23 protein-coding genes and 5 pseudogenes are annotated in these 26,492 nt (G+C 63.0%); 9 read left to right on the top strand and 19 right to left on the bottom strand.

The genetic code is table 11. From position 1 onward, the window contains the following. Window positions 1–64: 64 nt before the first annotated feature. From AB3L03_RS28445 to AB3L03_RS28455, 3 genes are read right to left on the bottom strand one after another with little or no spacing between them, the layout of a single operon-like run. Window positions 65–982, bottom strand: coding sequence for an ABC transporter permease (locus tag AB3L03_RS28445; RefSeq protein WP_247297941.1), 918 nt, complete (start codon window positions 980–982; stop codon window positions 65–67). Further along, complete coding sequence (locus AB3L03_RS28450) at window positions 969–2,060, bottom strand: ABC transporter permease (RefSeq protein ID WP_085350620.1); 1,092 nt, start codon at window positions 2,058–2,060, stop codon at window positions 969–971. Before AB3L03_RS28450 ends, AB3L03_RS28445 begins: the two co-directional genes overlap by 14 nt. Then, window positions 2,044–3,615, bottom strand: a complete 1,572-nt coding sequence (locus AB3L03_RS28455; RefSeq protein WP_085350621.1) for an ABC transporter ATP-binding protein — start codon at window positions 3,613–3,615, stop codon at window positions 2,044–2,046. Before AB3L03_RS28455 ends, AB3L03_RS28450 begins: the two co-directional genes overlap by 17 nt. A 573-nt stretch (window positions 3,616–4,188) precedes the next feature. On the opposite strand from AB3L03_RS28455, the gene AB3L03_RS28460 reads away from it, so the two are divergent. Beyond that, window positions 4,189–5,298: a hypothetical protein gene (locus AB3L03_RS28460; protein ID WP_085350622.1), complete on the top strand. Its 1,110-nt coding sequence runs from the start codon at window positions 4,189–4,191 to the stop codon at window positions 5,296–5,298. Between the two features lie 132 nt (window positions 5,299–5,430). On the opposite strand, the gene AB3L03_RS28465 is transcribed toward AB3L03_RS28460, so the two are convergent. From AB3L03_RS28465 to AB3L03_RS28490, 6 genes and pseudogenes are all read right to left on the bottom strand, one after another. Next, window positions 5,431–5,916 carry a nucleoside deaminase gene (locus AB3L03_RS28465; protein WP_368507373.1) on the bottom strand — a complete coding sequence of 162 codons (486 nt, stop codon included), beginning with the start codon at window positions 5,914–5,916 and terminating at the stop codon, window positions 5,431–5,433. A gap of 13 nt (window positions 5,917–5,929) precedes the next feature. Then, the gene (locus tag AB3L03_RS28470; RefSeq protein ID WP_317245917.1) at window positions 5,930–7,462 is read right to left on the bottom strand and encodes an ABC transporter ATP-binding protein; all 1,533 of its coding nucleotides are present in this window, start codon (window positions 7,460–7,462) and stop codon (window positions 5,930–5,932) included. Next, window positions 7,459–8,142, bottom strand: a complete 684-nt coding sequence (locus tag AB3L03_RS28475) for a cysteine hydrolase family protein (RefSeq protein ID WP_085361056.1) — start codon at window positions 8,140–8,142, stop codon at window positions 7,459–7,461. Before AB3L03_RS28475 ends, AB3L03_RS28470 begins: the two co-directional genes overlap by 4 nt. A gap of 11 nt (window positions 8,143–8,153) precedes the next feature. Beyond that, window positions 8,154–9,078 (bottom strand): annotated as a pseudogene (locus AB3L03_RS28480) (ABC transporter permease). Between the two features lies 1 nt (window position 9,079). Further along, window positions 9,080–10,192, bottom strand: coding sequence for an ABC transporter permease (locus AB3L03_RS28485; RefSeq protein WP_368507374.1), 1,113 nt, complete (start codon window positions 10,190–10,192; stop codon window positions 9,080–9,082). After that, a pseudogene (locus AB3L03_RS28490) lies at window positions 10,189–11,300 on the bottom strand (BMP family ABC transporter substrate-binding protein). The gene AB3L03_RS28485 and the pseudogene AB3L03_RS28490 overlap by 4 nt, the downstream one beginning before the upstream one ends. 402 nt (window positions 11,301–11,702) lie before the next feature. On the opposite strand from AB3L03_RS28490, the gene AB3L03_RS28495 reads away from it, so the two are divergent. Further along, complete coding sequence (locus AB3L03_RS28495; protein ID WP_204511914.1) at window positions 11,703–12,986, top strand: allantoate amidohydrolase; 1,284 nt, start codon at window positions 11,703–11,705, stop codon at window positions 12,984–12,986. Between the two features lie 72 nt (window positions 12,987–13,058). Beyond that, entirely contained in the window at window positions 13,059–14,432 is a 1,374-nt protein-coding gene (locus tag AB3L03_RS28500; RefSeq protein ID WP_204511913.1) for a hypothetical protein, read from the top strand. Window positions 14,433–14,442: 10 nt separating this feature from the next. Here AB3L03_RS28500 and AB3L03_RS28505 read toward each other — a convergent pair whose 3' ends face one another. Together AB3L03_RS28505 and AB3L03_RS28510 are read right to left on the bottom strand one after the other, a co-directional pair. Beyond that, entirely contained in the window at window positions 14,443–15,762 is a 1,320-nt protein-coding gene (locus AB3L03_RS28505; protein WP_018456682.1) for a dicarboxylate/amino acid:cation symporter, read from the bottom strand. Window positions 15,763–15,974: 212 nt separating this feature from the next. After that, complete coding sequence (locus AB3L03_RS28510; RefSeq protein ID WP_368507375.1) at window positions 15,975–16,196, bottom strand: hypothetical protein; 222 nt, start codon at window positions 16,194–16,196, stop codon at window positions 15,975–15,977. Window positions 16,197–16,547: 351 nt separating this feature from the next. Between AB3L03_RS28510 and AB3L03_RS28515 the strand changes: the two genes are divergently transcribed. Continuing rightward, window positions 16,548–16,730, top strand: a complete 183-nt coding sequence (locus AB3L03_RS28515) for a hypothetical protein (protein WP_018456679.1) — start codon at window positions 16,548–16,550, stop codon at window positions 16,728–16,730. A gap of 19 nt (window positions 16,731–16,749) precedes the next feature. Here the strand turns inward: AB3L03_RS28515 and AB3L03_RS28520 are convergent. The 3 genes and pseudogenes from AB3L03_RS28520 to AB3L03_RS28530 all read right to left on the bottom strand — a co-directional run bounded on the left by AB3L03_RS28520 (window position 16,750) and on the right by AB3L03_RS28530 (window position 19,427). Continuing rightward, window positions 16,750–18,125: pseudogene (locus AB3L03_RS28520) on the bottom strand (VWA domain-containing protein). Between the two features lie 5 nt (window positions 18,126–18,130). Further along, entirely contained in the window at window positions 18,131–19,078 is a 948-nt protein-coding gene (locus tag AB3L03_RS28525) for a MoxR family ATPase (RefSeq protein ID WP_007601482.1), read from the bottom strand. Between the two features lie 148 nt (window positions 19,079–19,226). After that, window positions 19,227–19,427 carry a hypothetical protein gene (locus AB3L03_RS28530; protein ID WP_007612817.1) on the bottom strand — a complete coding sequence of 67 codons (201 nt, stop codon included), beginning with the start codon at window positions 19,425–19,427 and terminating at the stop codon, window positions 19,227–19,229. A gap of 223 nt (window positions 19,428–19,650) precedes the next feature. Here AB3L03_RS28530 and AB3L03_RS28535 point away from each other — a divergent pair. Further along, window positions 19,651–20,624, top strand: a pseudogene (locus AB3L03_RS28535) (quinone oxidoreductase). A 143-nt stretch (window positions 20,625–20,767) separates the two neighbouring features. On the opposite strand, the gene AB3L03_RS28540 reads toward AB3L03_RS28535, so the two are convergent. Continuing rightward, window positions 20,768–21,043: a hypothetical protein gene (locus AB3L03_RS28540; protein ID WP_368507376.1), complete on the bottom strand. Its 276-nt coding sequence runs from the start codon at window positions 21,041–21,043 to the stop codon at window positions 20,768–20,770. Between the two features lie 96 nt (window positions 21,044–21,139). Continuing rightward, window positions 21,140–21,748 carry a S24 family peptidase gene (locus tag AB3L03_RS28545; protein ID WP_007612810.1) on the bottom strand — a complete coding sequence of 203 codons (609 nt, stop codon included), beginning with the start codon at window positions 21,746–21,748 and terminating at the stop codon, window positions 21,140–21,142. A gap of 165 nt (window positions 21,749–21,913) precedes the next feature. Here AB3L03_RS28545 and AB3L03_RS28550 point away from each other — a divergent pair, with 165 nt between their 5' ends. Together AB3L03_RS28550 and AB3L03_RS28555 are read left to right on the top strand one after the other, a co-directional pair. Then, window positions 21,914–22,441, top strand: a complete 528-nt coding sequence (locus AB3L03_RS28550; RefSeq protein WP_247542990.1) for a GcrA family cell cycle regulator — start codon at window positions 21,914–21,916, stop codon at window positions 22,439–22,441. Between the two features lie 45 nt (window positions 22,442–22,486). Beyond that, complete coding sequence (locus AB3L03_RS28555) at window positions 22,487–23,062, top strand: hypothetical protein (RefSeq protein WP_247393641.1); 576 nt, start codon at window positions 22,487–22,489, stop codon at window positions 23,060–23,062. 46 nt (window positions 23,063–23,108) lie between these two features. Here the strand turns inward: AB3L03_RS28555 and AB3L03_RS28560 are convergent, their stop codons facing one another. After that, window positions 23,109–23,465, bottom strand: coding sequence for a hypothetical protein (locus AB3L03_RS28560; RefSeq protein WP_026233220.1), 357 nt, complete (start codon window positions 23,463–23,465; stop codon window positions 23,109–23,111). Between the two features lie 743 nt (window positions 23,466–24,208). On the opposite strand from AB3L03_RS28560, the gene AB3L03_RS28565 reads away from it, so the two are divergent. After that, the gene (locus AB3L03_RS28565; RefSeq protein ID WP_007612798.1) at window positions 24,209–24,394 is read left to right on the top strand and encodes a hypothetical protein; all 186 of its coding nucleotides are present in this window, start codon (window positions 24,209–24,211) and stop codon (window positions 24,392–24,394) included. Window positions 24,395–24,525: 131 nt separating this feature from the next. Next, entirely contained in the window at window positions 24,526–24,867 is a 342-nt protein-coding gene (locus AB3L03_RS28570; protein ID WP_368507377.1) for a phasin, read from the top strand. A gap of 185 nt (window positions 24,868–25,052) precedes the next feature. On the opposite strand, the pseudogene AB3L03_RS28575 reads toward AB3L03_RS28570, so the two are convergent. Both AB3L03_RS28575 and AB3L03_RS28580 read right to left on the bottom strand, forming a co-directional pair. After that, window positions 25,053–25,351, bottom strand: a pseudogene (locus tag AB3L03_RS28575) (cytochrome c). 292 nt (window positions 25,352–25,643) lie between these two features. Continuing rightward, window positions 25,644–26,474, bottom strand: a complete 831-nt coding sequence (locus AB3L03_RS28580; protein WP_085384826.1) for an alpha/beta fold hydrolase — start codon at window positions 26,472–26,474, stop codon at window positions 25,644–25,646. Between the last annotated feature and the right edge of the window lie 18 nt (window positions 26,475–26,492).

Below are 26,492 nucleotides of genomic sequence, written 5' to 3' on the forward strand. Positions count from 1 at the left end.
CATCAGGGGAAAGCCACGATCCGCACCGTGCGCGCCCCATCGCGCACGCCGCGGAAATGAAACGCTAGCGGTCAGGCACGAACACGGTGCCAAGCGCAGCCGGTGCGGTCGATCCGCCCGTGCGCGCGCGGGAGAGCAGGACCAGGACGATGACGGTCGCAAGGTAAGGCAGCGCCGACATCAACTGCGAGGGAATGCCGACGCCCCAGCCCTGCGCGTGCAGTTGCAGGATCGTCACCGCGCCGAACAGATATGCGCCGACCACGAGGCGGCCCGGCCGCCAGGACGAGAACACCACCAGCGCCAGCGCGATCCAGCCGCGGCCTGCGGTCATGCCCGGAATGAAGAAGGGCGTATAGGCGAGCGGCAGATAAGCGCCGGCAAGTCCTGCGCAGGCGCCGCCGAACATCACCGCTAAGGTGCGGATGCGCAGCACGGGATAGCCGAGCGCATGCGCAGACACGTGGTTGTCGCCGCAGGCGCGCAGGATCAATCCCGGCCGCGTACGGTACAGGAACCACCAGACGCCGATGACCAGCGCCAGCGAGAAATAGACGAAGGCGTCCTCGCCGAACAACACGCGGCCAACCAGCGGAATATCCGTGAGACCGGGAATGTTGAGATGCAGCGCCGGCGTGATGCGCTCGCCGACGAAGCCAGCGCCGATCAGGCCGGAGAGTCCGACACCAAGGATGGTCAGCGCCAGCCCTGTCGCAACCTGGTTGACCGCAAGCCCGAGCGCCATCAGTGCGAAGACCAGTGATATCAACGTGCCGGCGACGATGCCGAACAGTGCGCCGATAAAGATCGAGCCGGTCAACCACGCACCTGCAAAGCCACATGCGGCGCCGACGATCATCATGCCCTCGACGCCGAGATTGAGCACACCGGAGCGCTCGGTCACGAGCTCGCCGGTCGCCGCGATCAGGAGCGGCGTCGAGGCGGCGAGCACCGCGAGGATGATGGCTTCAATGAGTTCCACGAGCCACCTGTCGGTTCGGGAAAACCAGCTTGAAGCGGTAGAGGATGAGGGAATCGCAGGCGAGCACGTAGAACAGCAGGATGCCCTGAAAAACCTTTGTCACGTCCAACGGGATCTTCATCGCGATCTGCGCCTGCTCGCCGCCGATAAAGGTCAACGCGAGAAAAAGGCCTGCAATTAATATTCCAAGGGGGTTCAACCGGCCGAGAAAGGCGACGATGATCGCCGTGAAACCGTAACCCGGCGAGATGCCGGGCTGGAGATGCCCGACCGGACCTGCAACCTCGATGATGCCGGCGAGGCCTGCCAGCGCGCCCGAGACGGCGAAGGTCAGGATGATCAACTGGTTGGAATTGAAGCCGCCGAACCGCGCGGCGCGCGGCGCCGCACCGACCACGCGAATCTCGAATCCCTTGATGGTGCGCCCGAGCAGGATCGCCACCGCCGCGACAACGAGAAGGGCGATGATCGAGCCGAGATGCAGCCGGCCGCCTTCGATCAGCAGCGGCACCGTTGCGACGGGGTCGAACTCGGCGGTGGTCGGAAAGTTGAAACCGTGCGGATCGCGCCAGGGGCCGCGCACGAGATAGTCGAGGAAGAGATCGGCGACATACACAAGCATCAGGCTGGTCAGGATTTCGCTGGCGCCGAACTTCACCTTGCAGATTGCCGGGATCATTGCGTAGAGCGCGCCTGCGGCGGCGGCGAGCACGAGCATGACCGGCAGCACCCAGACACCGGCGTCGGTGCCCTGCGTCTTCACCGCAATCCAGCTTCCGGCGACTGCACCGATCAGGAACTGCCCTTCGGCGCCGATGTTCCAGGCATTGGCGAGATAGCAGAGCGACAGCCCGATCGCGATCATCACCAGCGGTGTCGCCTTCACCGCGATTTCCTGGAGCGAATAGCTGTCGGTCAAAGGCGCGACGAAATAGGCGTGCAGCGCGAGCAGCGGATTCTTGCCAAGGATCGCGAACAGGATGACCATGGTCACGATCGTGAGGCCGATCGCGATCAGCGGCGAGATCAGCGCGATCGTGTTGGAGCGTTCGGCGCGCTTCTCAAGCACCAACTGCATGCGCGGCCTCCTTCGGCTCCAGCGTGCTGCCGCCCATCAACAGGCCTAGTTTTTCGCGCGTCGCCTCGCTGGTGGCGAGCGGTGCGGACAGATGGCCATGGAACATCACGGCGATGCGGTCGGCGATTTCCGCGAGCTCGTCGAGGTCCTGGCTGGTGACGAGCACGGCGGCGCCTGCGGTTGCGAGATCAAGCAGCGCCTGGCGGATGACGGCGGCAGCGCCAGCGTCGACGCCCCAGGTCGGCTGGCTCACCACCAGCACCGCGGGATTGCGCAGGATCTCGCGTCCCACGATGAATTTCTGCAGATTGCCGCCGGAGAGGGATGCTGCTTCCGGATCGCGCTTGGCCTTGCGGACGTCGAAGGTCTCGGTTGCGCGGTCAACCGTCTTCAGGGTGGCGGCAGTATCGATGAAGCCGTGATGGACCATGCCGCTGGCGGCGTGCCCGGTGAGAAGCGCATTCTCGGAAAGCTTCATGCGCGGCGCGGTGCCGTGGCCGAGCCGCTCCTCGGGAACGAATGCCGCGCCGAGCTTGCGGCGCTGCGTGATCGAGAGATGGCCGGCAGCAAGGCCTTCGATGACGATCGTGCCGGGATCCTTCGACAGGCGTTCGCCGGACAGCGCGGCGAAAAGTTCGTCCTGGCCGTTGCCGGCGACCCCGGCGATGCCGAGGATCTCGCCGCCTTTCAGCTCGAACGAGATATGCTCGAGCCGCACGCCATGCGCTTCGCCGGGGGCGAGCGAGAGGTCGTTGACGACGAGACGCGGCACCGTGGTCTGCCGGCCGGCGGCCGCCTTCACCTCCTTGATCTCACCGCCGACCATCATGCGCGCCAGCGAAGCGGCGGTCTCAAGCCTGGGATTGCAGGTCTCCACCTTCTTGCCGCCGCGCAGGATCGTTGCCGTGTCGCACAAGCGCTTCACCTCTTCGAGCTTGTGGCTGATATAAAGGATGGCGCGACCTTCGGCCTTGAGCCGCTCCAGCACGACGAAGAGCTGGTCGGCTTCCTGTGGTGTCAGCACCGAGGTGGGCTCGTCAAGGATCAGGAATTGCGGATCCTGCATCAGCGCGCGAACGATCTCAATGCGCTGGCGTTCGCCGACCGACAATTGCCAGACCTCGCGTTTGGGATCTAGCGGCAATCCATAAGTCTTCGACACCTGCTCAAGCCGCGCCGACATGTCCTTGAAGGATTCTTTCCCGTCGAGGCCGAGCGCGACGTTCTCGGCGACGGTGAGATTGTCGAACAACGAGAAGTGCTGGAACACCATGCCGATGCCGCGGCTGCGCGCTTCCGAGGGGCCGGACAGCACGATCGGCTGGCCCTGCCAGAAAATCTGGCCAGCGCTGGGCTGGATCAGCCCGTAGATCGCCTTGACCAGCGTCGACTTGCCGGCGCCGTTCTCGCCCAGCAGCGCGTGGATTTCCGTTGGCCAGATATCGATGTCGATGGCATCGTTGGCGAGGAAATCGCCATAGCGCTTGGTGAGCCCGACCGTCCTGAGGAGCGGGGACTCGCCGGAATGCAGGCTCTTAGCCGTGGGATCCAACATTCGCTGATGCGCTTGCATGGGGTGAAGTGCCTCAATACTGGGCTAGTTTGAACCGCCGCGTAAGGTGTGAAAAAGCGTCATCCCTTGCTCAACGCTTCGGCAGGCAGGAGGTGTCGGCGAGTCTCGGCTCTCGCCGGCGGCGATCGTCCTCAGACACCTTCCGAGCAGCCTTTGCAGTCCGGGCTTGCGTGTGACGCCTGTTGCAAATTTGTGACGGCTCAAGCCAAATCGGAACCCGCTATGCAGGCTTGGCGTGAAGTTAAGCAGAGACGCGCCAGCACGCGTATGCATTTGCGAACACCGCGACAGTAGCTTCCACCCATCTTGTTTGCCTTGTCCGGTCGACATGAAAAGGCGAACGAAATCAAATGGGGATATCCGGCAATGGGTCGCTCTCGGCCGACGGCGTGGCGGTGAGGTTGGCCTTCCAAATCGGCCGGTGAAACGCCGCGCCCTGTGCAAACAAGCGGCATGCCTTGAAACAAGTTGAGGCTTCTCACTCCGGGAGATCGGCGCAAGTGTCGCACCCAAGGGACGTTCATTTTTACGTGTCCAAACTTGGGGGTATTCAGGATGTCGTTTCGTTTCAAGGCAATTGCAGCAGGCGCGCTGTCACTTGCTACGGTTGCTACCGGTGGCCTGGCTCAGGCGGCGGATCTGCCGGTCAAGGCTGCCAAGAAGGCGGCCGACCTTCCGTTCTTCCTGGTGATCGACGACCGCGTCACCTTCTCCTACATCTTCAATGCCTCGCAGCCCGGTGCGTTCACCAACACCAACGGCGTGATCAACGCCAAGACGACGAAGCAGGTCTACTCCTTCACCCACTTCGATGCCTGGACCTACGGCACCAACTTCTTCACCATCTCGATGTTCAAGTCGGACCACAATGATCCGGCCGGCCCGTGTACCGCCACAGGCGTGGTCGTTTCGCCGGCTGCGGGCTTCGCTGCGACGCCGACGAGCTGTGCCGGCGCGACAGAAATCTACGGTCTTTTCCGCTCGACCTTCGGCTGGAACGAGATCTTCAACACCAAGGCTTTCACGCAGGGCCCGCTGCACAATATCTCGTTCGAGATTGGCATGGATGCCAACACGGAGAACCGCTATTTCGGCGCCGCCAAGCGCGACGTCGTTGCCGGTCTGCAGTTCGCCTTCGATCTTCCCTACAAGGGCTACTTCAACGTCGCGCCGCTGGTGTATTGGGAGTTCGCCAACCACAACTCCTTCTCGCAGTGCGGCGCCGGCTGGTCCGCTCCATGTATTGCCGACGGCAACACGTCGTTCAAGCCGACCTGGGCGATCGAAACCAACTACTATATGGACCTCGGCTTCCTGCCGCAGAACATGCAGTATTTCTCGATCAGCGGCCGCGCGGCGTGGTACGGCAAGAAGGGCACCGACACTGAGCCGCTTCCCGCCAGCGTCGCCAACGGCGTCTATCCCACCAAGGTCGAGTTCAACTCCGAGCCGATCCGCCTGACCCTCGATGCCTCGAAGGCGGTGTGGGGTGAGAAGTACTCGCACTTCGTGGACGTCTGGGTCGCCTACCGGTATTGGCAGAACAAGTTCGGCCTCGATCACAACAACGCGGTGGCCTGCACCACTTTGGCCGGTGGCGCGAGGGTGAGCACCGGCTCCTGCACCGAGTCCTCGCTCTACTCCGGTGTCACTGTGAAATTCTAGCCACCTGACACGCTTCAGGTGAACGACGATGGCGCCGCGTCAAACCTCCGCGGCGTCATCTTCGTTTGTGGGCAGGAAGGTCGGGGATGAGCCGTAGGCGCAATCCGCTCTACGAAATTGAATTGGTGTTTGCTACTTCGTCCACACGCCGTCGTGCAGCGCTTCGGCCTCGTCTTCGAGCAGCGGCCCCGCAACCTCTGTCGGCCGCTGGCCGCTGGCAAAGACTTCGCAACAGGGCAAGTCGAGCGTCGGGTTCTCCGGATGATCGCCGGTGATGCCGCGCAGGCGGTGCTCGCTGAGGCCATAGACGACACGGCCGATGCCGGCCCAGTAGATCGCGCCGGCGCACATCGCGCAGGGCTCGGCGGAGGAATAGAGCGTGGCTCTCGCCAACACCTCGCGGCCAAGCGTGCGGCAGGCCTGCGTGGCGGCGAGGCGCTCGGCATGCGCGGTGCCGTCGTGATCCGGCATGTAGCCGTTCTCGGCCTCGATCAGGACCTTGCCCTCGGCATCGACCACGATGCAGCCGAAGGGATGGTTGCCGTGCGTGAGGGAACGGCGGGCGACCGCGAAGGAAAGGCGGAGGAAGTGCTCGTCACGTTCGGACCCGCCGCTCATCGCTCTTCCCTGGTCAATGCCCCGCCATGTGCCGGCCGACCACGGTGAGATCGGCTTCGCTGGTCCGTGCTTCATACACGAATTCGCCGTGGAACATCACCACCAGCCGATCGGAGAGTTCAAGGAGTTCGTCGAGGTCCTCGCTGACCAACAGCACCGCGGCGCCGCGGTTGCGCGCGGCCATGATCTCGGCATGGATTTGCGCTACCGCCGCGAAATCGAGCCCGAAGCAGGGATTGGCCGCGATCAGCACCTCGACGTCGCCGCCGAGCTCACGGGCCAGCACGGCGCGCTGGACATTGCCGCCCGACAGCGCCGAGATCGGCGTGTCGGGCGTGCGGGTCTTGATCTTGTACTGGGCGATCTTCTTCCGCGCGTCGACGCGGAAGGCACCGCGGTTGAGCCACCAGCCGAGGCTAGCGAAAGGCGCGCGGTCGAATTCGCGGAAGGCGATGTTGTCGGCGACGCTCATGCCGCCGACACAGGCGTTCTTCAGCGGCTCCTCCGGCAGGAGTGACATATTGTGCCGCCGCATCTCCTCGCGGCTGGCGTGATAGGGATCGCCGGCGACGCGGATCTCGCCACTCTCAGCCCCGCGCTGCCCGGCCAGCACCTCGACGAGCTGGCGCTGGCCGTTGCCGGAGACGCCGGCGATGCCGACGATCTCGCCGGCACGGACCGTGAGGGAGACGTCATGCACGGCGATGGCGCCGGCGTCGTCGCGCGCGCGCATCTTCGCCACCTCCAGCCTCGCCTTGCCGGCCTCACCGGTGCGTGGCGGCTGCACCATCAGCTCCTCGGCGCTGATCATGGTGCGCGCCATCGCGTCCGGCGTCAGTTCGGAAACCTTGCCGGCACCGGCGAGCTTGCCGCGGCGCAGGATTGTGACGTCGTCGGCGAAGGCCATGACCTCGCGGAACTTGTGCGTGATCATCAGGATGGTCAGCTCGCCCTTGACGACCATGTCGCGGAGCATGCCAAGCACCTCGTCGGCTTCCGCCGGGGTCAGCACCGAGGTCGGCTCGTCCAGGATCAGGAAGCGACGCTTCAGGTAGAGCTGCTTCAGGATCTCGCATTTCTGCCGTTCGCCCGCGGAGATGTCGGCGACTTTTGACCTGAGCGGTACCTTGAACGGCATGCGCGCGAGAAAGGCCTCGAGCTCCTTCATCTCCTTCGGCCAGTTCAGCACGGCCGGCACGTCATCGCGCGCCAGCACCAGATTTTCGGCGACCGTCATCGCGGGCACCAGCGTGAAATGCTGGTAGACCATGCCGAGGCCGAGTGCGTGGGCGTCCTTTGGATTTCCGATCGCCTGCTCGCGCCCGCCGACGAGAATGTCACCCTCGGTGGCGTGGTAATAGCCCATGATACATTTGACGAGGGTCGACTTGCCGGCGCCGTTCTCGCCGAGCAACGCATGGAACGAACCCGGCCGCACTTTCAGCGCGACATTGTCCAGCGCCAGGAAATCGCCGAAACGCATGGTCATGGCGATGGCATCGACGCCGAAGGCGCCCGATGGCGGTGGCGTTTCGCCGACGATCACGAAATCGCTCCGATGAAGGCGTCGGAGGTCGAGACCGCACCGAACACGCCGCCCTGCATCTTGATCATCTTCAGCGCGTGATCGTGGTTGCTCTTGTCGGTCGCACCGCAGCAGTCATGCAACAGCACGCATTCGAAGCCGCGGTCGTTGGCCTCACGCATGGTGGTGTGAACGCAGACGTCGGTGGTGATCCCGGTGAGCACGATGTTCTCGATGCCGCGCACGCGCAGGATCAGCTCCAGATCGGTGGCGCAGAACGAACCCTTGCCGGGCTTGTCGATGATGGGTTCGCCGGGCAGCGGCGCGAGCTCGGGGATGATGTCCCACCCGGGCTCGCCGCGCACCAGGATCCGGCCGCATGGGCCGGGATCGCCGATGCCGGCGCCGATCTGCCGGGAACGCCAGCGCTTGTTGGCAGGAAGATCAGAGAGATCGGGACGGTGGCCTTCGCGGGTATGGATGATGTGAAAGCCTTGAGCGCGCATTGCCGTCAGCAGTTTCTTGATCGGCTCGATCGGCGCCCGCGTCAGTGAGAGATCATAGCCCATCTTGTCCACATAGCCGCCGACGCCGCAGAAATCGGTCTGCATGTCGATGATGATGAGCGCGGTGTTCTCGGGGCGCAGATCGCCGTTATAGGGCCATGCATAGGGTTCGGACTTGATGGTGCGCTCGGGCATGATTTCGCTCTCTAGCGGGTGATCGACAATTCGGCCGGGGCTCCGGTCAACGTGCGTTTCGGCGAGCAGGTGATGATCATGATCGCCAGCGTCAGGAGGTAGGGGGCTGCGTTGAAGAGGTGGTAGCCGGAGGTGACGCCGACCGATTGCAACGCGGGTCCCAGCGCTGCGGCGCCACCGAAAGCGAGCGAGGCCCAGAGACACAGCAAGGGGTCCCAGCGCGAAGATCACGAGCGCCACGGCCGTGATGCCCTGGCCCGAGGACAGGCCCTCGTTCCAGCTTCCGGGATAGAACAGCGACAGAAAGGAGCCACCGATGCCGGCGAGGAAGCCGCCGACCATGGTCGCGCGCAAGCGGATCAGCAGCACGGAGTGGCCGATCGCACGCGCGGCGTCCGAACTCTCGCCGGCGGTGCGGATCAGGAGGCCCCAGCGCGTGGTCCGGAAGGCCCAGTAGAGAGTTGGGGCGAGCGCGACACCAATCAGGAACAACACGTTGACCCGTAGGGCCGCGCGCACCTGCGGAATGTCGCTCCACCAGCCGAAATCGATTGCGGGCAGTCGAGGTGCCGTCGGCTCGATCAACGGTTTGCCGAGGTAGAAAGCTAGGCCGGTGCCGAACAGCATCAAGGCGATGCCAACCGCAATGTCGTTGACGCGCGGCAACGAGCAGATGCCGGCATGCAGCGCGCCCAGAAGCGCGCCGGTGATGCCAGCGGCGAGCACGCCGAGCCACGGCGATCCCGTAAGGTAGGAAATCCCGTAGGCGCTCATCGCGCCCATTACCAGCGTGCCTTCGAGGCCGAGATTGATGCGGCCGGAGCGCTCGGTGATGCATTCGCCCAGGCTCACGAACAGGAACGGGGTCGAGACTCGAATGGCGCCGCCGAGCACGGCGAGCGGAACGGTCCAGAGTCCGATCGAGCCGTCTGCCATCTCAGGACTTTCCCTTCAGAAACCCGATGCGGCCGTAGAGCGCATCGCTGGACAGCACGAAGACGAAGATGATGCCTTGCAGCACCAGCACGGATGCATCCGGCAATCCGAGGCGGCGCTGCAACAGCCCGCCGCTGGCGCTGATACCACCGAGCAGGATCGCGACGGGGATAATGGCGAGCGGATTTTGCCGCGCCAGGAAGGCGACGAGAATCCCTGTGAAGCCGTAGCCTGCGGCGAGGTTCGCGTTGGTGCGCCCCTGCACCGCGGCGACCTCGACCATGCCTGCAAGGCCCGCGGCGCCGCCGGCGAGGAAGCAGACGATCAGGATCAGCTTGCTGACATTGAGACCGACGATCTTCGCAGCGCGGATGTTGCCGCCGGCAACACGCGCGGCGAAGCCAAACACAGTGTGATAGATCAGGATATAGGCGGCGAACGCGGCGATCAGTCCGAACACGAGACCCCAATGCACATCGGTGCCGGGGATCGATCCGATCATGTTGGCCGCGCCGATCTCGCGGGTCGACGGCTTGTTCAGGCTGCCGGGGTCGCGCATCGCGCCTTCGACGAGATGGTTGAGGACCGCGAGCGCGATATAGACGAGCAGCAGGCTCGAGATCGTTTCGTTGACGCCGCGATATTGCCGTAGCGCGCCCGAAAGCATGACCCAGAGGCCGCCGCCGATCACGCCGGCGACGACCATGGCGATTTGCACGATAAGCGGCGGCATGCCCTGAAGCACCAGTGCTGCGCTGGTTGCCGACAGCGCGCCGATCAGGAGTGCGCCTTCGCCGCCGATGATGACCATGCCGAGCTGCGCGGGCAGCGCCGTGCAGAGTGCGGTAAGGATCAGCGGCGCCGCGCGCGTCAACGTGTTCTGCCATGAGAACCAGGTGCCGAACGCGCCGTAGTACATGTAGAAATAGAGGTCGAGCGGGCTCTTGCCGAACATCGCGACCAAGATGCCGAAGACCCCGAGCGCGCCGGCCAGCGCCGCGCCCGGGATCAGGATATATTCGATCGCTCCGCCGTGACGCTGGAGGAATCCCGGATCGGCGGCCGGGGCAACGGTCCCGACCGCTTCAGCGAGATCTGCAGCTTCCGTCGTCACGAAGTCGCCCCGACCACGCCCTCCACGAGATAGTCCATCTTCTCGAGTTCGGGATCCTTCTGGCCGCGATCGGTGCCGGCCGCGATCACCGTCTTGCCCTTGTTGTCGACCAGCCCTCCCTTGAAGATGGCGTAGCCGTCACCGGACAAGAACTTGGCCTTGACGTCGTCGGCGTGCTTGCGCGCCTCGGCGGAGACCGCTTCGCCATAGGGCGAGGTCTTGACGATCTCCTCCTTGAGGCCGCCGCGATAGAAGTTCGGGATGCTCTCGCCGGCGGCGATCATCTTGACGAACTTGGGGTACAGCGCTTCCCAGTTCCACTCGGCGCCCGTGAGATACGCTTTTGGCGCGAGCGGCGACTGGTTGACGTGATAGCCGCACACCATGGCGCCCCGACGCGCGGCGTTCTCGACCATGGTCTTGGGACCATCGACATGGCAGGTGAGGACGTCGACGCCCTGATCGATCAGGCTGTTGGTGGCCTCGGCTTCCTTGACCGGCATCGACCAGTCACCAGTGAAGATCACTTGCGTGGTGGCCTTGGGATTGGCAAGCCTCGCGCCGAGCGCGAAGGCGTTGATGTTGCGCAGCACCTGCGGGATCGGCTTGGCCGCTACGAAGCCGAGCTTGCCGCTCTTGAGCTGTAGCCGGCGACGATGCCCGAGATGTATTGGGCTTCATCGATGTAGCCGAAATAGCTGCCGGCGTTTTTCGGGTCCTTGTCGCTCCACAGGCCGCCGCAGTGCTCGAAGTGCAGCTTCGGGAATTTGTTGGCCATCTTGACCATGTGAGGATTGTAGTAGCCGAACGAGGTCGGGAAGAGCAGGGTGGCGCCGTCGAGATTGATCATGGACTCGATCGTCTTCTCGACCGCGTCGGTCTCCGGCACCTTCTCTTCTTCCACGACTTTGAGGCCGGGAATCTTCTTCAGCGCCGCCGCGCCCTGCGCATGCGCCTGGTTGTAGCCATAGTCGTCCCGCGAGCCGACGTAGATGAATCCGATGGTGGTCTCGGCCGCGAAGGCCGGACGAATGCCCGTCGCCGCACCGAGGGTGACGGCCGCGCCGCCCTGCAACAAATGACGTCGTGAGACCCTGCCAAATTCCATTGCTTGCTCCCCTTGGCGGATGCACCGCCTCATCTCGCGCTGCGCCGGTCTGGCGGAGCCCGGGATAGATTGTCGCAAGCTTCGTGCCAGAGGCTACCGAGGGAGGATTTCTACTTAAGTTATTGAGAGTAATTTGCTTTTCGGTGATCCGAGCTTGATCAGGAAAGCAGCAGATGAAAATATAGGCAGTATTTTATAATTGTATGCAATGGAGTTAAGCAGTCTTAACCGGCTTGGACATGTGCATGACGAGGGTCGGGTGGTCTGCCGGCAACCGCATTCATGCTAACCACGCGCTGATCGGAACGATGTCGACAGCGTGATTTCGCTGGCACCGAACTTGAATCGATTGCCGCCAGGACCGCCGTCGCCGCGGTCCCAAGAGATGGAAAGCCCGCCGAGATGGCTGCTGGTACCGCCGTTCATAATGGTTCGCTCGGCGAAGAGATCGTGCGAAGAATCAACGAGCTCGCGGCGATCTCGGAAGAAGGCGACAAGCTCACCCGCATCTATCTGACCGGCGAGCTGCGCAAGGCCGCGGACCTCATCCTGAGCTGGATGCGCGACGCCGGCATGAGCGCGCGTCTCGACGCGATCGGCAATGTCTGCGGGCGCTACGAAGGGGAGCGGCCGGGTGCGCCCTGCCTGATGCTCGGCTCGCACTACGACACCGTGCGCGATGCCGGCAAATGGGACGGGCCGTTGGGCGTGATCACGGCGATCGCCTGCGTCGCCGATCTCAACCGCCGCGGCAAGCGCCTGCCGTTCGCGATCGAAATCGTCGGTTTTGCGGATGAGGAAGGGGTGCGCTTTGCCTCGACCCTGCTCGGCAGCCGCGCCGTGGCCGGCACTTTTGACGAAAGCGTCCTCAACACACGCGACAGCGATGGCGTCGCGATGCGCGATGCGCTGGTGCAGTTCGGGCTCGACCCCGATCATATCGGCGCGGCCGCGCGGGCCCGGCGCGAGCTGCTTGCCTATCTCGAGCTGCACATCGAGCAGGGGCCGGTGCTGGAAACGCAAAACCTCCCCGTCGGAGTTGTCACTGCGATCGCGGGCGCGACAAGGCTTGCCGCGCGGCTGACCGGCATGGCGGGGCACGCAGGCACGGTGCCGATGGCACTCCGGCGCGATGCGTTGGCGGGCGCGGCCGAATGCATCGGTGCGATCGAGCAGTTTTGCCGCACCGACGAGGGTGGGCTGGTCGGCACCGTCGGCTACATCCAGGCGAGGCCCGGCGCAACCAACGTCATCCCGGGCGAGGTGTCGTTCACCATCGATATGCGGGCGCCGACCGACATGCACCGCAAGCGCGCGGTCGCCGATGTCGTGAGGCAGATCGAGGCCATCGCAAAGCGCCGCCAATTGACACTTCAGCTCGACGTCACCCACGAGAACCGCACCGCGCCCTGCGCGCCCTGGCTCAAGGAGCAGATCGCGCAGGCGATCAAAGCGGAAGGTTTTTCCGTGTTCGAGCTGCCGAGCGGGGCGGGGCATGACGGCATGGCCATGATCGACATTGCCGACGTCGGCATGATCTTCGTTCGCTGCCGCGGCGGAATCAGCCATCACCCCGACGAGCATGTCGAGCTCGCCGATGCCGACGCCGGCGCGCGAGTGTTGCTGGGGCTGATCGAGAATTTCGGCCGCGGCAAGGGTAAATCGGCTCCTCACGTCACCGGCTAGAGATAAGAATCAGACAGGTCTAGCGTCGTAACGGCGTCCCGCCGGACCACGAGACAACATTCGACGGCGCGTATGAACAGCGGCATCTCTTTTCCATCCCATGGCGAAAACCGATTTTACCAGGGTATGGCGGCGACCTTCGTTGCCAACGCGCTTCAGGCGGTGAACTTTCTCGGTGATCGATTCCTGAGGAAGTCGCATCATCCGTTCACGGCCATCGGGGACCTCTACCGGTACTCGATGGACAGTGCCTTTGCGGTATCTGAGACCTTTCTCGTTACGGGCGCGCCGCACGCTTCTGCGTACTATCCGCGCGACTTTGCCTGGTTCTATCCCGACATCCTCGACCCCGACACCATCATGGATTCGCAGGATGCGGTTCGCCGGGCTCGTCTGCTCGAAAAGAGCGTCCGCCTGCTGCTGGAAGCGGTTCGCGCCAACGTCGTCACGACGACCATCGTCCCGGCTGGGCGCGCCCGGTATCTCGGCGTGAACTATTTCTCGCGCCCTTCGGATACGCTGCTCGGCATTCTGGCCGGCCTGCGGCAGATGATCTCTGCCGAGGAGAGAGCGTCATCCTATCTGGCGATGTCGCAATGCGTGCATGCCGGTCGCCTGCTGCTGGCCGAATATTGCGGTGATCTGAAGCGCGCGATCCTCCAGCTCGCAAGCGAGCTCGAGCCGTTCAACGATGATGGCTCTACGTATTTGCTGTGCGATGCCAGTGCTCCGCGCTCTGCGGCAACCGACACGCGCGCCGAGCGCAGGCGTTTCGTCACCAATGCCTGCGTCTACACGACCTTCGTGTGGGGCGTGCGGCTCGGGATCATCGACGAGAACGAGCTGAAGCGGCGGCTCGGACGCGACCTGGCGCAGTACAAGAGGGACCTGCTCCGCCTGTTCGGCAAGGGTGGCTATATCAGGCATTCCCTGGATGGCCCCCCAGGCTCGCCGGTGTCCTCGGTCGCTCTGGATTTCGTCAGTGTGCATCGCGGCTTCTGGGATATGAGCGAGCCGGCCGAGCGCGCGCTGTTCGCGGCCACGGCGGATCTGATCATTGCGGAGCCGCGCTTTCGCATCCCCGGCACATTCCACTTCCTGGTGTCCGCGGATAATCCGCGGAACAAGATGATCCACAAGATCGCGGCTCCCGCGTACCAGGGACGTTCCTCCTGGCCGACTTTCAACGTCGAGTTCGCGGATCGCATGCTGGACTATGACGAATTCTCGTGCAGCGATACCTACCGTTCCTGCGCCCAGGGAATTCTGAAGGACATTCGCACCGCAACCGAAGTCCACGGCGGCTATCAGGAACTGATCTCGGAGCGGGGCCTGAAGTATCGCACCTGGGCCTACAAGGGTGCCGTGGCCCACTCCTGGTTTCCGCGTTTCCTCTCTGTCTGGAGGAGGGCGCATGGAACGCCGCTCCTCCATTGGAATGACTGAACGGCGGTCGTTACCCAGCCGTCACGTCCACAAGCTCGCCACCGTCGAGGACCTTGGCCGCCTTGGCGCGGTCGAGGTCGCCTTCCCAGGCGGCCACCACCACGGTCGCAACGCAATTTCCGGTGAGGTTGCCGACCGCGCGAGCCATGCCGATGAACCAGTCGACCGACAAGACCAGCACGAGGCCGATCGCAGGGATGCTGGGCACCGCGTTCAGCGTCGCCGCCAGAATCACGATCGCGGAGCCCGGCACGCCATGCGCGCCCTTGGAGGTGATCAGGGAGACGCCGAGCACCAGTAGGAGGTCGCCGAAGGACAGCGGCGTGTTGGTCGCCTGCGCGATGAAGACGACCGCAAGCGTCAGGTAGATCGAGAACGCGTCGAGGTTGAAGGAATATCCGGTCGGAATCACGAGGCCGACGACGGAATCCTTCACGCCCATCCGCTCCAGCTTCTTCATGATCTGCGGCAGCACTGCGTCGGACGAGGCGGTCGCGAGCACGATCGTCAACTCCTCGCGCAGGTAGGCGAGGAATTTGAGGATGTTGATGCCGGCAAGCGCCATGACGCCGCCGAGCACGCCCAGCACGAAGATGCCGACCGAGACGTAGAACAGCGCAACCAGTGAGACGAGCTGCTTGAGCGAGCCGACGCCGTATTTGCCGACGGTGTAGGCGACTGCGCCGAGCACGCCAAGTGGAGCAACGCGGACGATAAGCCCCATGACGCGGAACAGCACGGTCGAGGCGGCATCGATCATCGACGTCACGAGCTTGCCCTTCTCGCCGCCGACCAGTGCGAGGCCTACGCCGAACAGCACGGCGAAAAACAGCACCTGGAGCACGTCGTTGCGCGACAACGCGTCGAACGAGGTGCTCGGGATCACGTTGAGGAGGAAGGAGCCGATGCCGCCGCCCTGAAGCTTGTGGGCGTTGTCGGCATAGGTATTGAGCGCCTTGGCGTCCAGCGTCGAGGGGTCGATGTTCATGCCATGACCGGGGCCGAAAGTGTAGGCCAGGATGAGACCTACCACGAGCGCGACTGTGGTCATCACCTCGAAATAGACCAGCGCTTTGACGCCGACCCGTCCGACCTTCTTGAGGTCGCCCGCGCCGGCAATGCCGTGCACGACGACGCAGAACACGATCGGCGCCACGATCATCGAAATCAGCTTCAGGAAGGCGTCGCTCAGAATCTTGAGCGAGATGGCAAAATCCGGCGCGGCCACCCCGAGAATGATGCCGAGGATCAGCGCGGCCAGGACCTGGACGAACAGCGACGTGTAGAGCGGCTTTGGCTCGGCGGCCGGGGCCGCGGCAATGGTCGACATGGTGACTCCCCGTTTTGACGACGTCTCGATCGTCGAAAGGAGCAACTAGCGTGCCAGATTGTCGCGGTTTTCGCTGAGGAGGAGGTCTATTCGGTCTTTTTGCGGTGCGACCGGCATCCGCATCGGCGCCGGGAAACCGTTCCAGGTGCCGTCGGTCACGTGGACAGACGATTTTGCGGTCCACAGTCACGTTCTGCGCGCGGGTGGCCGCGTCACGCCGCGAGATCCAGCAGCCGACACGATCCGCGTACCAGCACCTTGCGTCCATTCGGCGTCATGACCGGCACGCCGTCGCAGACGACGACAAGACCGAACTTGACGAGGCTCTCGATGAGATAGGCCTTGGAAAGGCGACCGTTCGGCACCGGGTCGCGAAGCGCCTTCAGAACCTCCCATTGGTCTGGCGAAAGATCGAAGTCGATGTCGTTGCTCATGTTGCCTCAAGCCGTGGTGCCGTTCCTGCGCCTCTGTTAGAGGCGCTGCATGAAGACCGTGCGACGACAATGAGTCGGGAATTCGGTGAGGCGTTTAGAACTTCTCTTCACAAATTGCTGCACGCCATTGCGCCACAAGAGTTAAGACCGCTCGGTCACGAGGACCGTCCGAGCCTCGATCACATATTGATGATGTAGGCTTGATGTTGGTCCGCGAACTACCGCACTGCACGGGAAGCGCTGCTGTCCCATTCTGCGTCGCAATATGCACAGAAATCATGAGAACGAAGGGTTCGGGATTCTGTTACGCTGATTCGCGGGGAATGGCTTCACACGGCAGGAGTGGAGTGCATGAACAGGCTGGTCGAAATTCGCAGTCAGGAATCCCTGTGCCGGGAGCGTGCCGCGCTTGATTTGCAGCGCCGGCTTTTCTGGCTTGCGCAAGCTCAGGAATGGGAGCAGCGCGCGCTTGACGAGATCGCCTATCATTTCCGGGAGTGCAATGTGGCTCAGACGGAGCTGGGGCGAAACTGACGTCGGCTGTGGGTAAGGCCTACTGATAAGTCGCCACAATATCGGATACCGCGCGCTCGAGCTGCTGCGCGGTGGCGCACTGGCGCACCACGCTGCAGAAGGTCGCATAGCGCGGCATCTCGGAATCGCCAAAGCCCCAGGCGAGACGTCCTTCGGGATTGAGCCACACCAGTCGCTTCGAGCGCTCAGAGATGCGGCGCAGGATGTCGGCGCGCGGATCGAGATTGTTGCTGCGGGCATCGCCCAGCACGATCACCGTGGTCTGCGGCGTCAGCGTGCTCATAAACTCCTTCTCGAAATCGACCAGCGACGAGCCGTAGTCGGAGGAGCCGAAGCCGACCTTGGACATGATCTCGGCCATCGCTTCTTCCGGCGATTTCGATTCCAGGATGTCGCTGACTTCGATCAGATGCGAGGAGAAGGCAAAGGAATGGACGTCGTCGACCACCTCGTGCAGCGAGTGGATCAGGAGCAGGAAGAAATCCGAGACCTGCGCCACCGAGCCCGAGACGTCGCAGAGCGCCACGATCTTCGGCCGATCGCGATGCTTGCGCTTCCAGGCCGTGAGAAGGGGATGCCGCCCCAGGCGGCATTGCGGCGCAGCGTGCGGCGGACGTCGAGAGGACCGCGCCGTTGGCGCTTGCGTGGTTTCGAATAGCGCTCGCGCAGGCGACGTGCGATCTGGCGGATGAGAGCGCGCATCTCCGCGACATGGCGGCGCTCGATGCGGGCAAGCGGCGCGTTGCGAAGAATCTCGTTGCGGAGGTTTTCAGCTTCCTCGCGGGCATAGAGCGCAAGCCCCTGCGCGACGGTGTCGCGGACGGCTTCGCGCAAGGCATCGAGCGCGGCGCGAAGCCGCTCGGCCAGTGCCGGATTGGTCGCGGTCAGCTCCTCGAGATCGTCGCGCAGCCGCTGGAGCCCCATGGCGTCAAGGATGCGGCTGGAGAAGATGCCGCGCTGGGTGGAGTAGCGGATGTCGGATAGGGAGGCCGCACCTGAGGCGCTGGCGATCGCGGCGGTGATCGCGTTGCGATCCTGCAACAGCAGCATCTGCGCGAGGGGCCCCAATTCTGCGGGAGGCGAACCGGCGCTCGCATCGCTGGCCGCGCCCGACGACGGAGATTGATCCGCGTCCTCCGAAACATAGTTGCTGTCGGCTTCAGGCTGTTCCTGTCGCGGCTCCGGCTGGCTGAAGAACAGATCGAAACAGTCTCCGAGCGCGAGCTTTTCGTCCTGCGACTTGGCGAGCGTCAGAAGGAGCGCATCGCGCAGGATGGTCCGGTCGGAGACGCCGACCTGCGCGACCGCACGCATCGCATCGATGCTTTCGGCCGGCGAGACATGGACCCCGGCGCCCCGTGCGGCACGGAAGAAACGATGGATATTCTCGCGCATCGGGGTCAACCGAAGACGTTGGATCGTGCTGCCTTGGCAATGAAGGTCGTAATCTGAGGCTGAGCCGCCTCGATGTCGGCCTCGTATTTCAGGAGCACGTTGAGCGTGTCCTTGACGATCTCGGTGTCGAGCTCCGAGGCCTGCAAGAGCACCAGCACGCGTGCCCAGTCGATGGTCTCGCTGACCGAAGGCAGCTTCTTCAGGTCGAGCGAGCGGATTTCGTGGATGAAGCCGACCATCTGCCGCCGCAGCGTCTGCGAAATGTTGGGGACGCGGCTCTCGACGATGCGCTCCTCGAGCCGCTGCTCGGGGAAGCCGATGTGCAGATGCAGGCAGCGCCGCTTCAGGGCGTCGCCGAGATCGCGCTCGCTGTTGGAGGTGAGGATCACCGTTGGCGGCGTGATCGCGGAGACGGTGCCGAGTTCGGGGATCGTGACCTGGAAATCGGAGAGAATTTCCAGCAGCAGCGATTCGAATTCCGCATCCGACTTGTCGATTTCGTCGATCAGGAGCACGCAGCCGCCCGGCTGCTCCAGCGCTTGCAGCAGCGGCCGCGGCTCGACGAACTCCTTGGAGAAGAACACGTCACCGAAATCGTGGAGTTGATTAAGTGCAGCGTGCAAAGTCTGCGCGCCGCCAAGGACTTCTCCGAGCTTGTCCTTGAGGATCTGCGTGTAGAGAAGCTGCTTGGCGTATTTCCATTCATAGAGCGCCTTGGCCTCGTCGAGGCCTTCGTAGCACTGAAGGCGGATCATCTTCAGGCCGCGCCAGGCCGCGATCGCCTTGGCAAGCTCGGTCTTGCCGACGCCCGCGGGTCCTTCGACCAGGATCGGCTTCTCGATCTGTTGCGACAAATAGACGGCGGTCGCGATCTGCCGGCTCGCGATGTAGCCTTGAGCGGCGAGACCGCTCTCCACTGCCTCGATCGCTGTCGAGGGCTTCTGTTCAGCCACGAAAAGGCGCTCCCAAAGGTCTTGATTGAGGCTTGTTCTGCCTGCGTTCACGGCAAAGAACAAGCCTCGTTTGGGAGAGGCCAGACCCGCGCGAATGGGCGTTTTTTCCGCTCAACGCAAATAGTCGGGCGGCCAACCGGCCGCGGGATCAGTGCCGCAGCAACTCCGGCTTGCGGATCGTCTGTCTGACCTCGGCGCCGCAATCGGCGCATTCATAGACGAAGTCGATCTTGGCAAGACTCCAATGCGGTTCGACCTCGCGCACATACATTGGAAGGAACCCCATGCAAGCAGGGCAAATCACAGGCGCGATCTCGATATCCTGATGATGCTGTACATAAGCTGGCATCTCGGCTCTCCTTCGCAGACGACCTCCAAACCCGCGCGAAGGCTACTGCCGGCCGGCGAAAGGCCGACATCAACTCTTTCGAACAGAGGCGGAACGGCGGAGGTTTGTCGTTCGCTGTGACATTCTTGTTACGTCTCTGTACTGTGACGGGTGGAGCAAATACCTATTTCAAAGCCCGATCCGATATTCGGACTTCGACCTCAACGATAAGGGAGCAACGCCCATGACGCATGCCATTCGCTTTCATAAGACTGGTGGTCCGGAAGTGCTGGTCTGGGAAGAAGTCAGTGTCGGCAAGCCCGGACCAGGCGAGGCACGAATCCGCCATACCGCCGTCGGTCTCAACTTCGTCGACATCTACAATCGTTCGGGCCTTTACCCGGTGCAACTGCCGAGTGGGCTTGGTAGCGAGGCTGCTGGCGTCGTCGAGGAGGTCGGGCCTGGCGTCACCGATCTGAAGCCCGGCGATCGCGTCGCCTACGGCGCCTCGCCGCTCGGGGCCTATTCCGAGGCGCGTCTGATCCCGGCCGACCGACTGCTGAAGCTGCCGGACGGTGTCGACGACAAGACCGCAGCGGCGATGATGCTGAAGGGGCTCACAACGCAATATCTGATCCGGCAGACCTATCAGGTGAAGGCCGGCGACACCATCCTGCTGCATGCGGCCGCCGGCGGCGTCGGCCTGATTCTTCCCAGTGGGCCAAGCATCTCGGCGCAACCGTGATCGGCACCGTCAGCAACGACGAGAAGGCCAAGCTCGCCAAGGAGCATGGCTGCGACCATGTCATCATCTATAGCCGCGAGGATTTCGTGAAGCGCGTGGACGAGATCACCGGCGGCAAGAAGGTGCCGGTGGTCTATGACTCGGTCGGCAAGGATACGTTCTTGAAGTCGCTCGATTGCCTCGCGCCGCTCGGCGTCGCCGCGTTGTTCGGTGCGTCCTCCGGCGCCGTCGAGCCGCTCAATCTCGGTCTGCTGGCGCAGAAGGGCTCGCTCTACGTCACCCGGCCGACGCTGTTCACCTACGCCGCCAAGCGTGAAAGCCTGGTCGCGATGGCGGGCGAGCTGTTCGATGTCGTCAAGTCCGGCGCGGTCAAGATCGAGGTGCGCCAGACCTATCCACTGAAGGACGCCGCCAAGGCGCATGCCGATCTCGCCGCGCGCAAGACCACGGGATCGACCGTCCTCACGGTGTGATCTCCGACCGGGCTGTGGCGCAGGCTGGCAGAGCGTTTCGAGCGAACTGGATTCCGGTTCGCGTAGAGAAAACGCGTCAAAATAAGAAATCCAGAGCCCGTTCCGAGTCGATCGGACCGGAAAAGGTCGGCCCTGGGCCTGCGTTATGTCCGTTCGTGCTTACGCAGATCGCGGGCGTGATCGAGGCGGAGAGCCTGGAGGTCGACCTCTTCGGGCGGGATCCGGGGCAGGGCAGCCTCAGCGAGGATCGCCTCGGTCACGTCTTCGACCGAATTCTCCACGATTTCATGGATGAACGAGATATTCCGATATTCCCCTGAGGCAACGCGGGAAATGACCTCGCGCCTGGTGATTTCAGGGTCGACCACTGCCTCGCGGCCGCGGCGCCCATAGTCGATCATCACGACGAAATACTGCATGAAACGATCCTGCCGTGCCCATGGTCGGGAACGGCAGAGTATTTCCGAAAAACGGAATCAAGTCAAGGCGAATTTCGTAAAAACGGAAATTGCAGCCTACTTGCTCCTCTTGCGCGGGCGCGCCGACTTGGCGCGCAGCCGCTCCAGCTGCCCCTTGGGCATGGACAGGCAGATCTCGCCGACCCACTCTAGTTTCACCCCGACGATCTGCTTGGCATTGAAGCTGCTGAGATTGACGACGGAGGGGGATTTGCCTCGTTCGATGGTCTTCAGATAACGCTCGCCGGTCTTGAGCCGGACCACGGCCTCCTCGCCGTAGAAGCTCGACAGGGGATGGCGCTGATCCTTGTAGACTACGATTACGTCGCCGCTCTCGTATTTGGGCAGCATCGAATCGCCCACGATCTCGAATGCGATGGTCTCCTCCATGATCGGAAAGGGCAGCGCGATGTCGCCAAGGCCTTCGGGGGGAACCTGCTCATAATCCGGCTCGATCACGGCACCGGCCCCCACGCGGCCCATGATCGGCGCGAGATTGAGCTCGAGATATTCCATGATCGGAATGATTTCCGAAGCCTTCACCAGGCGTTCGCCGCCGAGGATCTCCGAGACAGCGCCGGGGCGTACGCCCATGGCAGCCGCCAGGCCGCCCTTGCTCTTGCCCGTCTTTTCCAGGCCCCGTTCGATCATTGCAGCGTCCAACATGGTGATTCCCTCGATTGTCCATCGTCCGTCTCTTGTAATCCGAAATTCGGAATTGATGCAATTATGAATATCAGAATTATCGCTTGACTTCGACTTCGGAATACCGGAATGTAGGCTCCGCCTCGCGGTCGTGCGATCGGAGGAGGCGCATCACAGGACAGCAGCATGGAACCGGCTCATTGGCCGTCGGAGCACTCCGACGCGCTTCGCGACTATTTTCTCAAGGGGTTGTCTTATGCGGAGATCGGAAGACAGATTAACGCAAGGTTCGGAACGGCTTACACGCGCAACGCGGTGGTCGGCCGCGCCAAGCGGCTCGGGCTGATCGTGCAGGTGCGGATGACGAGCCCGTCGATCGTGCCGGTGCTGCCGTCTGGAGCCTGTCTTATCCTCCCGCACCGTCCCGCGTTACTGAACCTGCCGCCGAAATCTGCGATGAAGCCTGCCGCGCAGGTCAAATTGCGCTGCGTCGGCGTCCAGCCGCGCCTGGTCCCGTTGGTCGAACTCGCTGCCGAGGACTGTCGCTATCCCTATGGTGGCGACAAGGACGGGGAGGAGATTACCTTCTGCGGCCATCCAAGTGAGCCGGGCTCGAGCTATTGCACGCCGCATGCGCGCCTGACGCGCCGCGCCGGAGCTGGATCCGCCCGCGTCGCCGGCCCCGTCGTGCTGAGGCTGGTCTCTGCCGCGTGACCTCACGACCGTCCGTTCAATCGTCAATTCGCAAGGAGTATCCGAGTGGCACGTGTCCGCCGCAACAGTTCCTTCAAATCGGCGAATGTCTACGACCGACGCTCACGTGAGATACCGTTCAATGCGGAGGTGGCGGAAGTCGAGGTGGACAATCCGCTGGCGCTCGACCCCGGCGAGAAGATTATGGCCGTGCGGTCGATCCGCAGCGATCCGCTCGGCCGGCTGCATGCGCACCGTCAGATCGACGAGGCGCAGTATCGCGGCGGGCGCGCCTTCCAGGACGATTGGGAGAAGGCCGAGCGAGGCCCTCAGGCAATGGACCCGACTCGCGAATATGTCGATGGCGCGCGCATGCGCGAGCCGGTCACCGAGAGCCAACGCCAGGCGGTGCTGCGGCTGAACCGGATCGAGCGCGAACTCGGCACAGACGGTGCCGCGCTAGTGCACGACGTGTTGGTGCTGGGCCTGACCATGGACGAGATCGGCCAGCGTCGCGCCGTCCGTACGCAGCGCTGGATCGACTATTTTGCCCGACGTTTCCGTGAATGCCTGGACCGGCTGGCAGTGATCTATGGCTTTGCGGCGGAAACGGGGAGACAGCGTGCAGGGCAACGAAGATGACAACGGCGCGCCCGCGACCACGATCGTGGGCGCGCCGGTCTTGTGCTTAGGGATGCGGTAGGATCTGGTAGGTCGTGGCATAGGGCTCGACTCGCAGCGAGGCGTTGGCCAAAAGGCCGATTCTGGCGGTCGGCGCCTGCTGCAATTCGCCGTTCGGACCGCGATGCACGTTGTATTGCCAGACGGTGAGATCGCCCTTCTGTGCCAGAGCATGTGCAACGGCGCTCGCATCATTGCCGCCGAGGGCCTGAAGCTCCTCCGTCGACAATCCGACGACGATTTCATCCTTGATGGTGACGATCTTGAACAGGTTCATCCTGGTCTCCTGCGCCCACGCGCTTTGTGTCGAGAAGGTGAGAAGCGCGACTGCGGCGCCCTTGATGAGATCGCAGCGAGAAAGCATGCCGTCGTCCTTTGGTGCTGGGGCGCCCAGATCGATCAATGCATCGGCCACGGCGCCCGTGATCTGCGTGACTGTTTCGCCTCCGCTTTGTCGTTTGCTCCTCGAAAACGGTTCACGGCCGGAAACAAATGGGGCCCGATGAATCCTGATGCGAAAAGGCGGGTCCAAGTCCAAGAGCTCGAGGGGACGGGTTTGGATGAAATCCAAACGTCATAGTTTGTCTCTTGGTCAGAAGGCCGCGCTGTGGCTGCCGATCCATAGCGCGAGATCGACGCCTATTTCGTCGACGATACAACCGCCGACGCCAGACTCAACAATTACGTGTATACGCTGAAGAAGCACTGGTTCGCGTCCACCAACGTCCATTCACATCCGAAACAACACGAAACGCAGCGTCGATTGACGGCAATCGAGGCTGTATGCCTGATCGATGCCGCTTCTTGACGCAGGTGGGTGACGGCCGGCCCTATTCCTGTTATCCGGAATTGCCGTGGTGCGATGCAGACGAAGCATCGCTGCGCCAACCGTTAGGCTTGCCGGAGGGGTTGTTTCTTGACATAGTTGCAACCTGTTCAGGTGTGCGCGCCGCAGATGTAGCTCGGCGTGCGAACACACCGGGCTTCCCCCGGCCGAAGGCGCGCCGTCGCCATAGCATCCGGTTATGGCATCCAGTTGTGGCGTTGGGTTCTTAGTTGGGACCTCGATGTTGGATCACGAAGTCCGATGCTTGTCATAGGTGCGAGATGAAGAACCTCAATTTCGCAGCTGAGCTGCACCTCAAGCTCGGCGCGCCTGCAAGCGGCACCGTCGAAAGCCTGCGCCTGCTCCGGGCCTTTCTGAAGCTCGCGCCCCGGCAGCGTTTCGAGGTCATCAAGCTCGTCGAAGACCTCGCCACCGAAGAAACCCTCCCCGAACACCCCCTGTCCTGAGCCGGCTTGCGCGCCGGCCTTATGTTTTCCTGCCACAGCAGGCCGCCGGGCGACGTCTTCCCCGGGGCTGGACGCTGGCAGGCGATCCGGCAAGTGTGGTATTCAGTTCTGAAAACGGGAGGAGTGCGACCATGATCGAACCGAAGCTCGAAGTTCCGGCCGAACTGCGCGACTTGGCCGAGAAGACGATTGACCAAGCGGAAAAGGCATTCGGCATGTTTTTCGAAGCCGCCACCAAATCGATGACGACCGTTCCGGGCGCGGGGGCGGACGTCTCGAAGCAGGCGCTCGCTTTCACCGAGCAGAACATGAAGTCGGCGTTCGAGCATGCCCGCAAGCTCGTCCATGCGACCGACCTTCAGGAGGCGATGCAGATCCAATCGGATTTCCTGCGCAGCCAGTTCACCAGTGCCGGAGACCACATGCGCCAGATGACCGGTAGTCTGATGCAACCGGGGAAGGGCAAGTCCTAATTCTCGGTGTGTTCACGGCGCGTCCACAGATTGGACTTGCACCGCGTGAATATCCGCACTGGTATCGGTCCATGATGGGCCGTCGAATGGACCTCATTCGCCGCCCATCATCCTTTCCGCTGATCCCTGTCGGTTCTCAGGCAGGGATTTGCATCTGTCGCAGGTGTCTTGACCAGGTCGCTCTGCTAACGCAGCGATGCGATGTAGGCCGCGATATCGCCGGCTTCGATCCGCCTCAAGGGGAAATTCGGCATCTTCGGGTGCGTCCCCTCTTTCGTGTCCGTTGCGCGCAGGCCTGACTTCAGTTCGGAACGACTCGGTCGGCGCTCGCCTGAGTTTTGCCGTTCGCCACGACATGGCAGCTGGCGCACCAGCGCCTCGCAAGGTCGGCGCCGTGATCTGCATCGGCGGCGAGAGCGGACGACGTGCCCACGCTCAAGGCCACGGCAACCAGCAGGCAAATTCGTCTCAAATGCCGGTGCATGGGGCAATCCTGTGTGTTGTTGGCTAGCGACGCCATCCTCATCCGCAACACGAACCCGGAAACTGCGAGAGGTCGATGCGGGCGATGATCGACCGCAGCAGCTTGCGAGCCGAACGATAGAGATGCCGGGCAGATCTCGGCGTCCTTGCCGCGGGCAGGCCAAAGCTTGTCGTATCGTGTCTTTTCGTATCAAGGCTATCGATGGAGTGCGACACGTGCCTCTCCGAGATGACGAGGCTCTTTCTATCGGGGTCGGCTCGCGGCAGCCTTGATCTGCCGCAAAGGGGCCGGACTAATAGTCGCCGGGGTTCATGATCATCGGGCTTCGTGTATCGGCCGGGGCGAGCGCGCTGCTGGCGCTGTCGCGCAGGAAGCGGTCGAGCGTCGCCTGGATCTTCTCCTTGACCGCATCGGGACCGCGATCGCTCATCTCGGTATGCTGTGCGCCAGTGTGGATAATGTCGATGCCGCGCGCCTTGGCCTCTTCTGGCGTCGGCAGCACGCCGGGATCAGTTACGAAATGCGGATCCTTCGAGCGGAACGACAGGATCTTCATGTTGTCGCTAAGCACGAAAGGTACCCGCAGATTGTCGAGCGTGATCACTTTCGACACCAGCTCCGGGTGCTGATGGGCGACGTACATCGAAACGTCGCCACCGTTGGAATGGCCGACGAGCGTGATGTGGTCGTAGTCGGCGTTCTCCTGCCGCCGCTTCAACTCGCCCAAGGTGAAGAGGATGTTGGCCTCGCAACGGATATAGACCTCGCGCCGACCGACATATTGCTGGCCGGCCTTGGTCATCAGCGGCGGATCGCTCGGCAGATCCTGCTGGATGCTGGCGACGAGATAACCGCGCGCGGCGAGCACGTTGGCGAGGAAGGAATATTCGGTGGCCTTGACGGTATTGCCGTTGCTGATGATGGCGAGCGGGAGCTTCCAGAGGCCGAGATTGGCCTTGGTCTCGTAATCGCGCCGTACAGCGATTTCGACCGCAATCGGCCGCTGGCGGGCGGCGTCGAACAGGGTCAACACCTCATGGCGGATCGCGAACCGGCTGACGACGAAATACTGGCCGACGCCGAGGACGCAGAGAAACGCCAGAACTGCAAACACCCTTTTCATGGTTCCGTCTCAAATCAC

It is taken from the genome of Bradyrhizobium lupini (genome assembly GCF_040939785.1).
GTDB classification, from domain to species: Bacteria; Pseudomonadota; Alphaproteobacteria; order Rhizobiales; family Xanthobacteraceae; genus Bradyrhizobium; species Bradyrhizobium canariense_D.

Coding starts and splice junctions, on each gene's coding strand:
- AB3L03_RS28580 (WP_085384826.1), bottom strand. CDS start 26,474: ATGAAAAGGGTGTTTGCAGTTCTGGCGTTTCTCTGCGTCCTCGGCGTC.
- AB3L03_RS28505 (WP_018456682.1), bottom strand. CDS start 15,762: ATGTCGACCATTGCCGCGGCCCCGGCCGCCGAGCCAAAGCCGCTCTAC.
- AB3L03_RS28450 (WP_085350620.1), bottom strand. CDS start 2,060: ATGCAGTTGGTGCTTGAGAAGCGCGCCGAACGCTCCAACACGATCGCG.
- AB3L03_RS28550 (WP_247542990.1), top strand. CDS start 21,914: ATGGAACCGGCTCATTGGCCGTCGGAGCACTCCGACGCGCTTCGCGAC.
- AB3L03_RS28460 (WP_085350622.1), top strand. CDS start 4,189: ATGTCGTTTCGTTTCAAGGCAATTGCAGCAGGCGCGCTGTCACTTGCT.
- AB3L03_RS28515 (WP_018456679.1), top strand. CDS start 16,548: ATGAACAGGCTGGTCGAAATTCGCAGTCAGGAATCCCTGTGCCGGGAG.
- AB3L03_RS28565 (WP_007612798.1), top strand. CDS start 24,209: ATGAAGAACCTCAATTTCGCAGCTGAGCTGCACCTCAAGCTCGGCGCG.
- AB3L03_RS28455 (WP_085350621.1), bottom strand. CDS start 3,615: ATGTTGGATCCCACGGCTAAGAGCCTGCATTCCGGCGAGTCCCCGCTC.
- AB3L03_RS28530 (WP_007612817.1), bottom strand. CDS start 19,427: ATGCCAGCTTATGTACAGCATCATCAGGATATCGAGATCGCGCCTGTG.
- AB3L03_RS28540 (WP_368507376.1), bottom strand. CDS start 21,043: ATGCAGTATTTCGTCGTGATGATCGACTATGGGCGCCGCGGCCGCGAG.
- AB3L03_RS28560 (WP_026233220.1), bottom strand. CDS start 23,465: ATGCTTTCTCGCTGCGATCTCATCAAGGGCGCCGCAGTCGCGCTTCTC.
- AB3L03_RS28475 (WP_085361056.1), bottom strand. CDS start 8,142: ATGCCCGAGCGCACCATCAAGTCCGAACCCTATGCATGGCCCTATAAC.
- AB3L03_RS28500 (WP_204511913.1), top strand. CDS start 13,059: ATGAACAGCGGCATCTCTTTTCCATCCCATGGCGAAAACCGATTTTAC.
- AB3L03_RS28495 (WP_204511914.1), top strand. CDS start 11,703: ATGGCTGCTGGTACCGCCGTTCATAATGGTTCGCTCGGCGAAGAGATC.
- AB3L03_RS28545 (WP_007612810.1), bottom strand. CDS start 21,748: ATGTTGGACGCTGCAATGATCGAACGGGGCCTGGAAAAGACGGGCAAG.
- AB3L03_RS28570 (WP_368507377.1), top strand. CDS start 24,526: ATGATCGAACCGAAGCTCGAAGTTCCGGCCGAACTGCGCGACTTGGCC.
- AB3L03_RS28510 (WP_368507375.1), bottom strand. CDS start 16,196: ATGAGCAACGACATCGACTTCGATCTTTCGCCAGACCAATGGGAGGTT.
- AB3L03_RS28465 (WP_368507373.1), bottom strand. CDS start 5,916: ATGAGCGGCGGGTCCGAACGTGACGAGCACTTCCTCCGCCTTTCCTTC.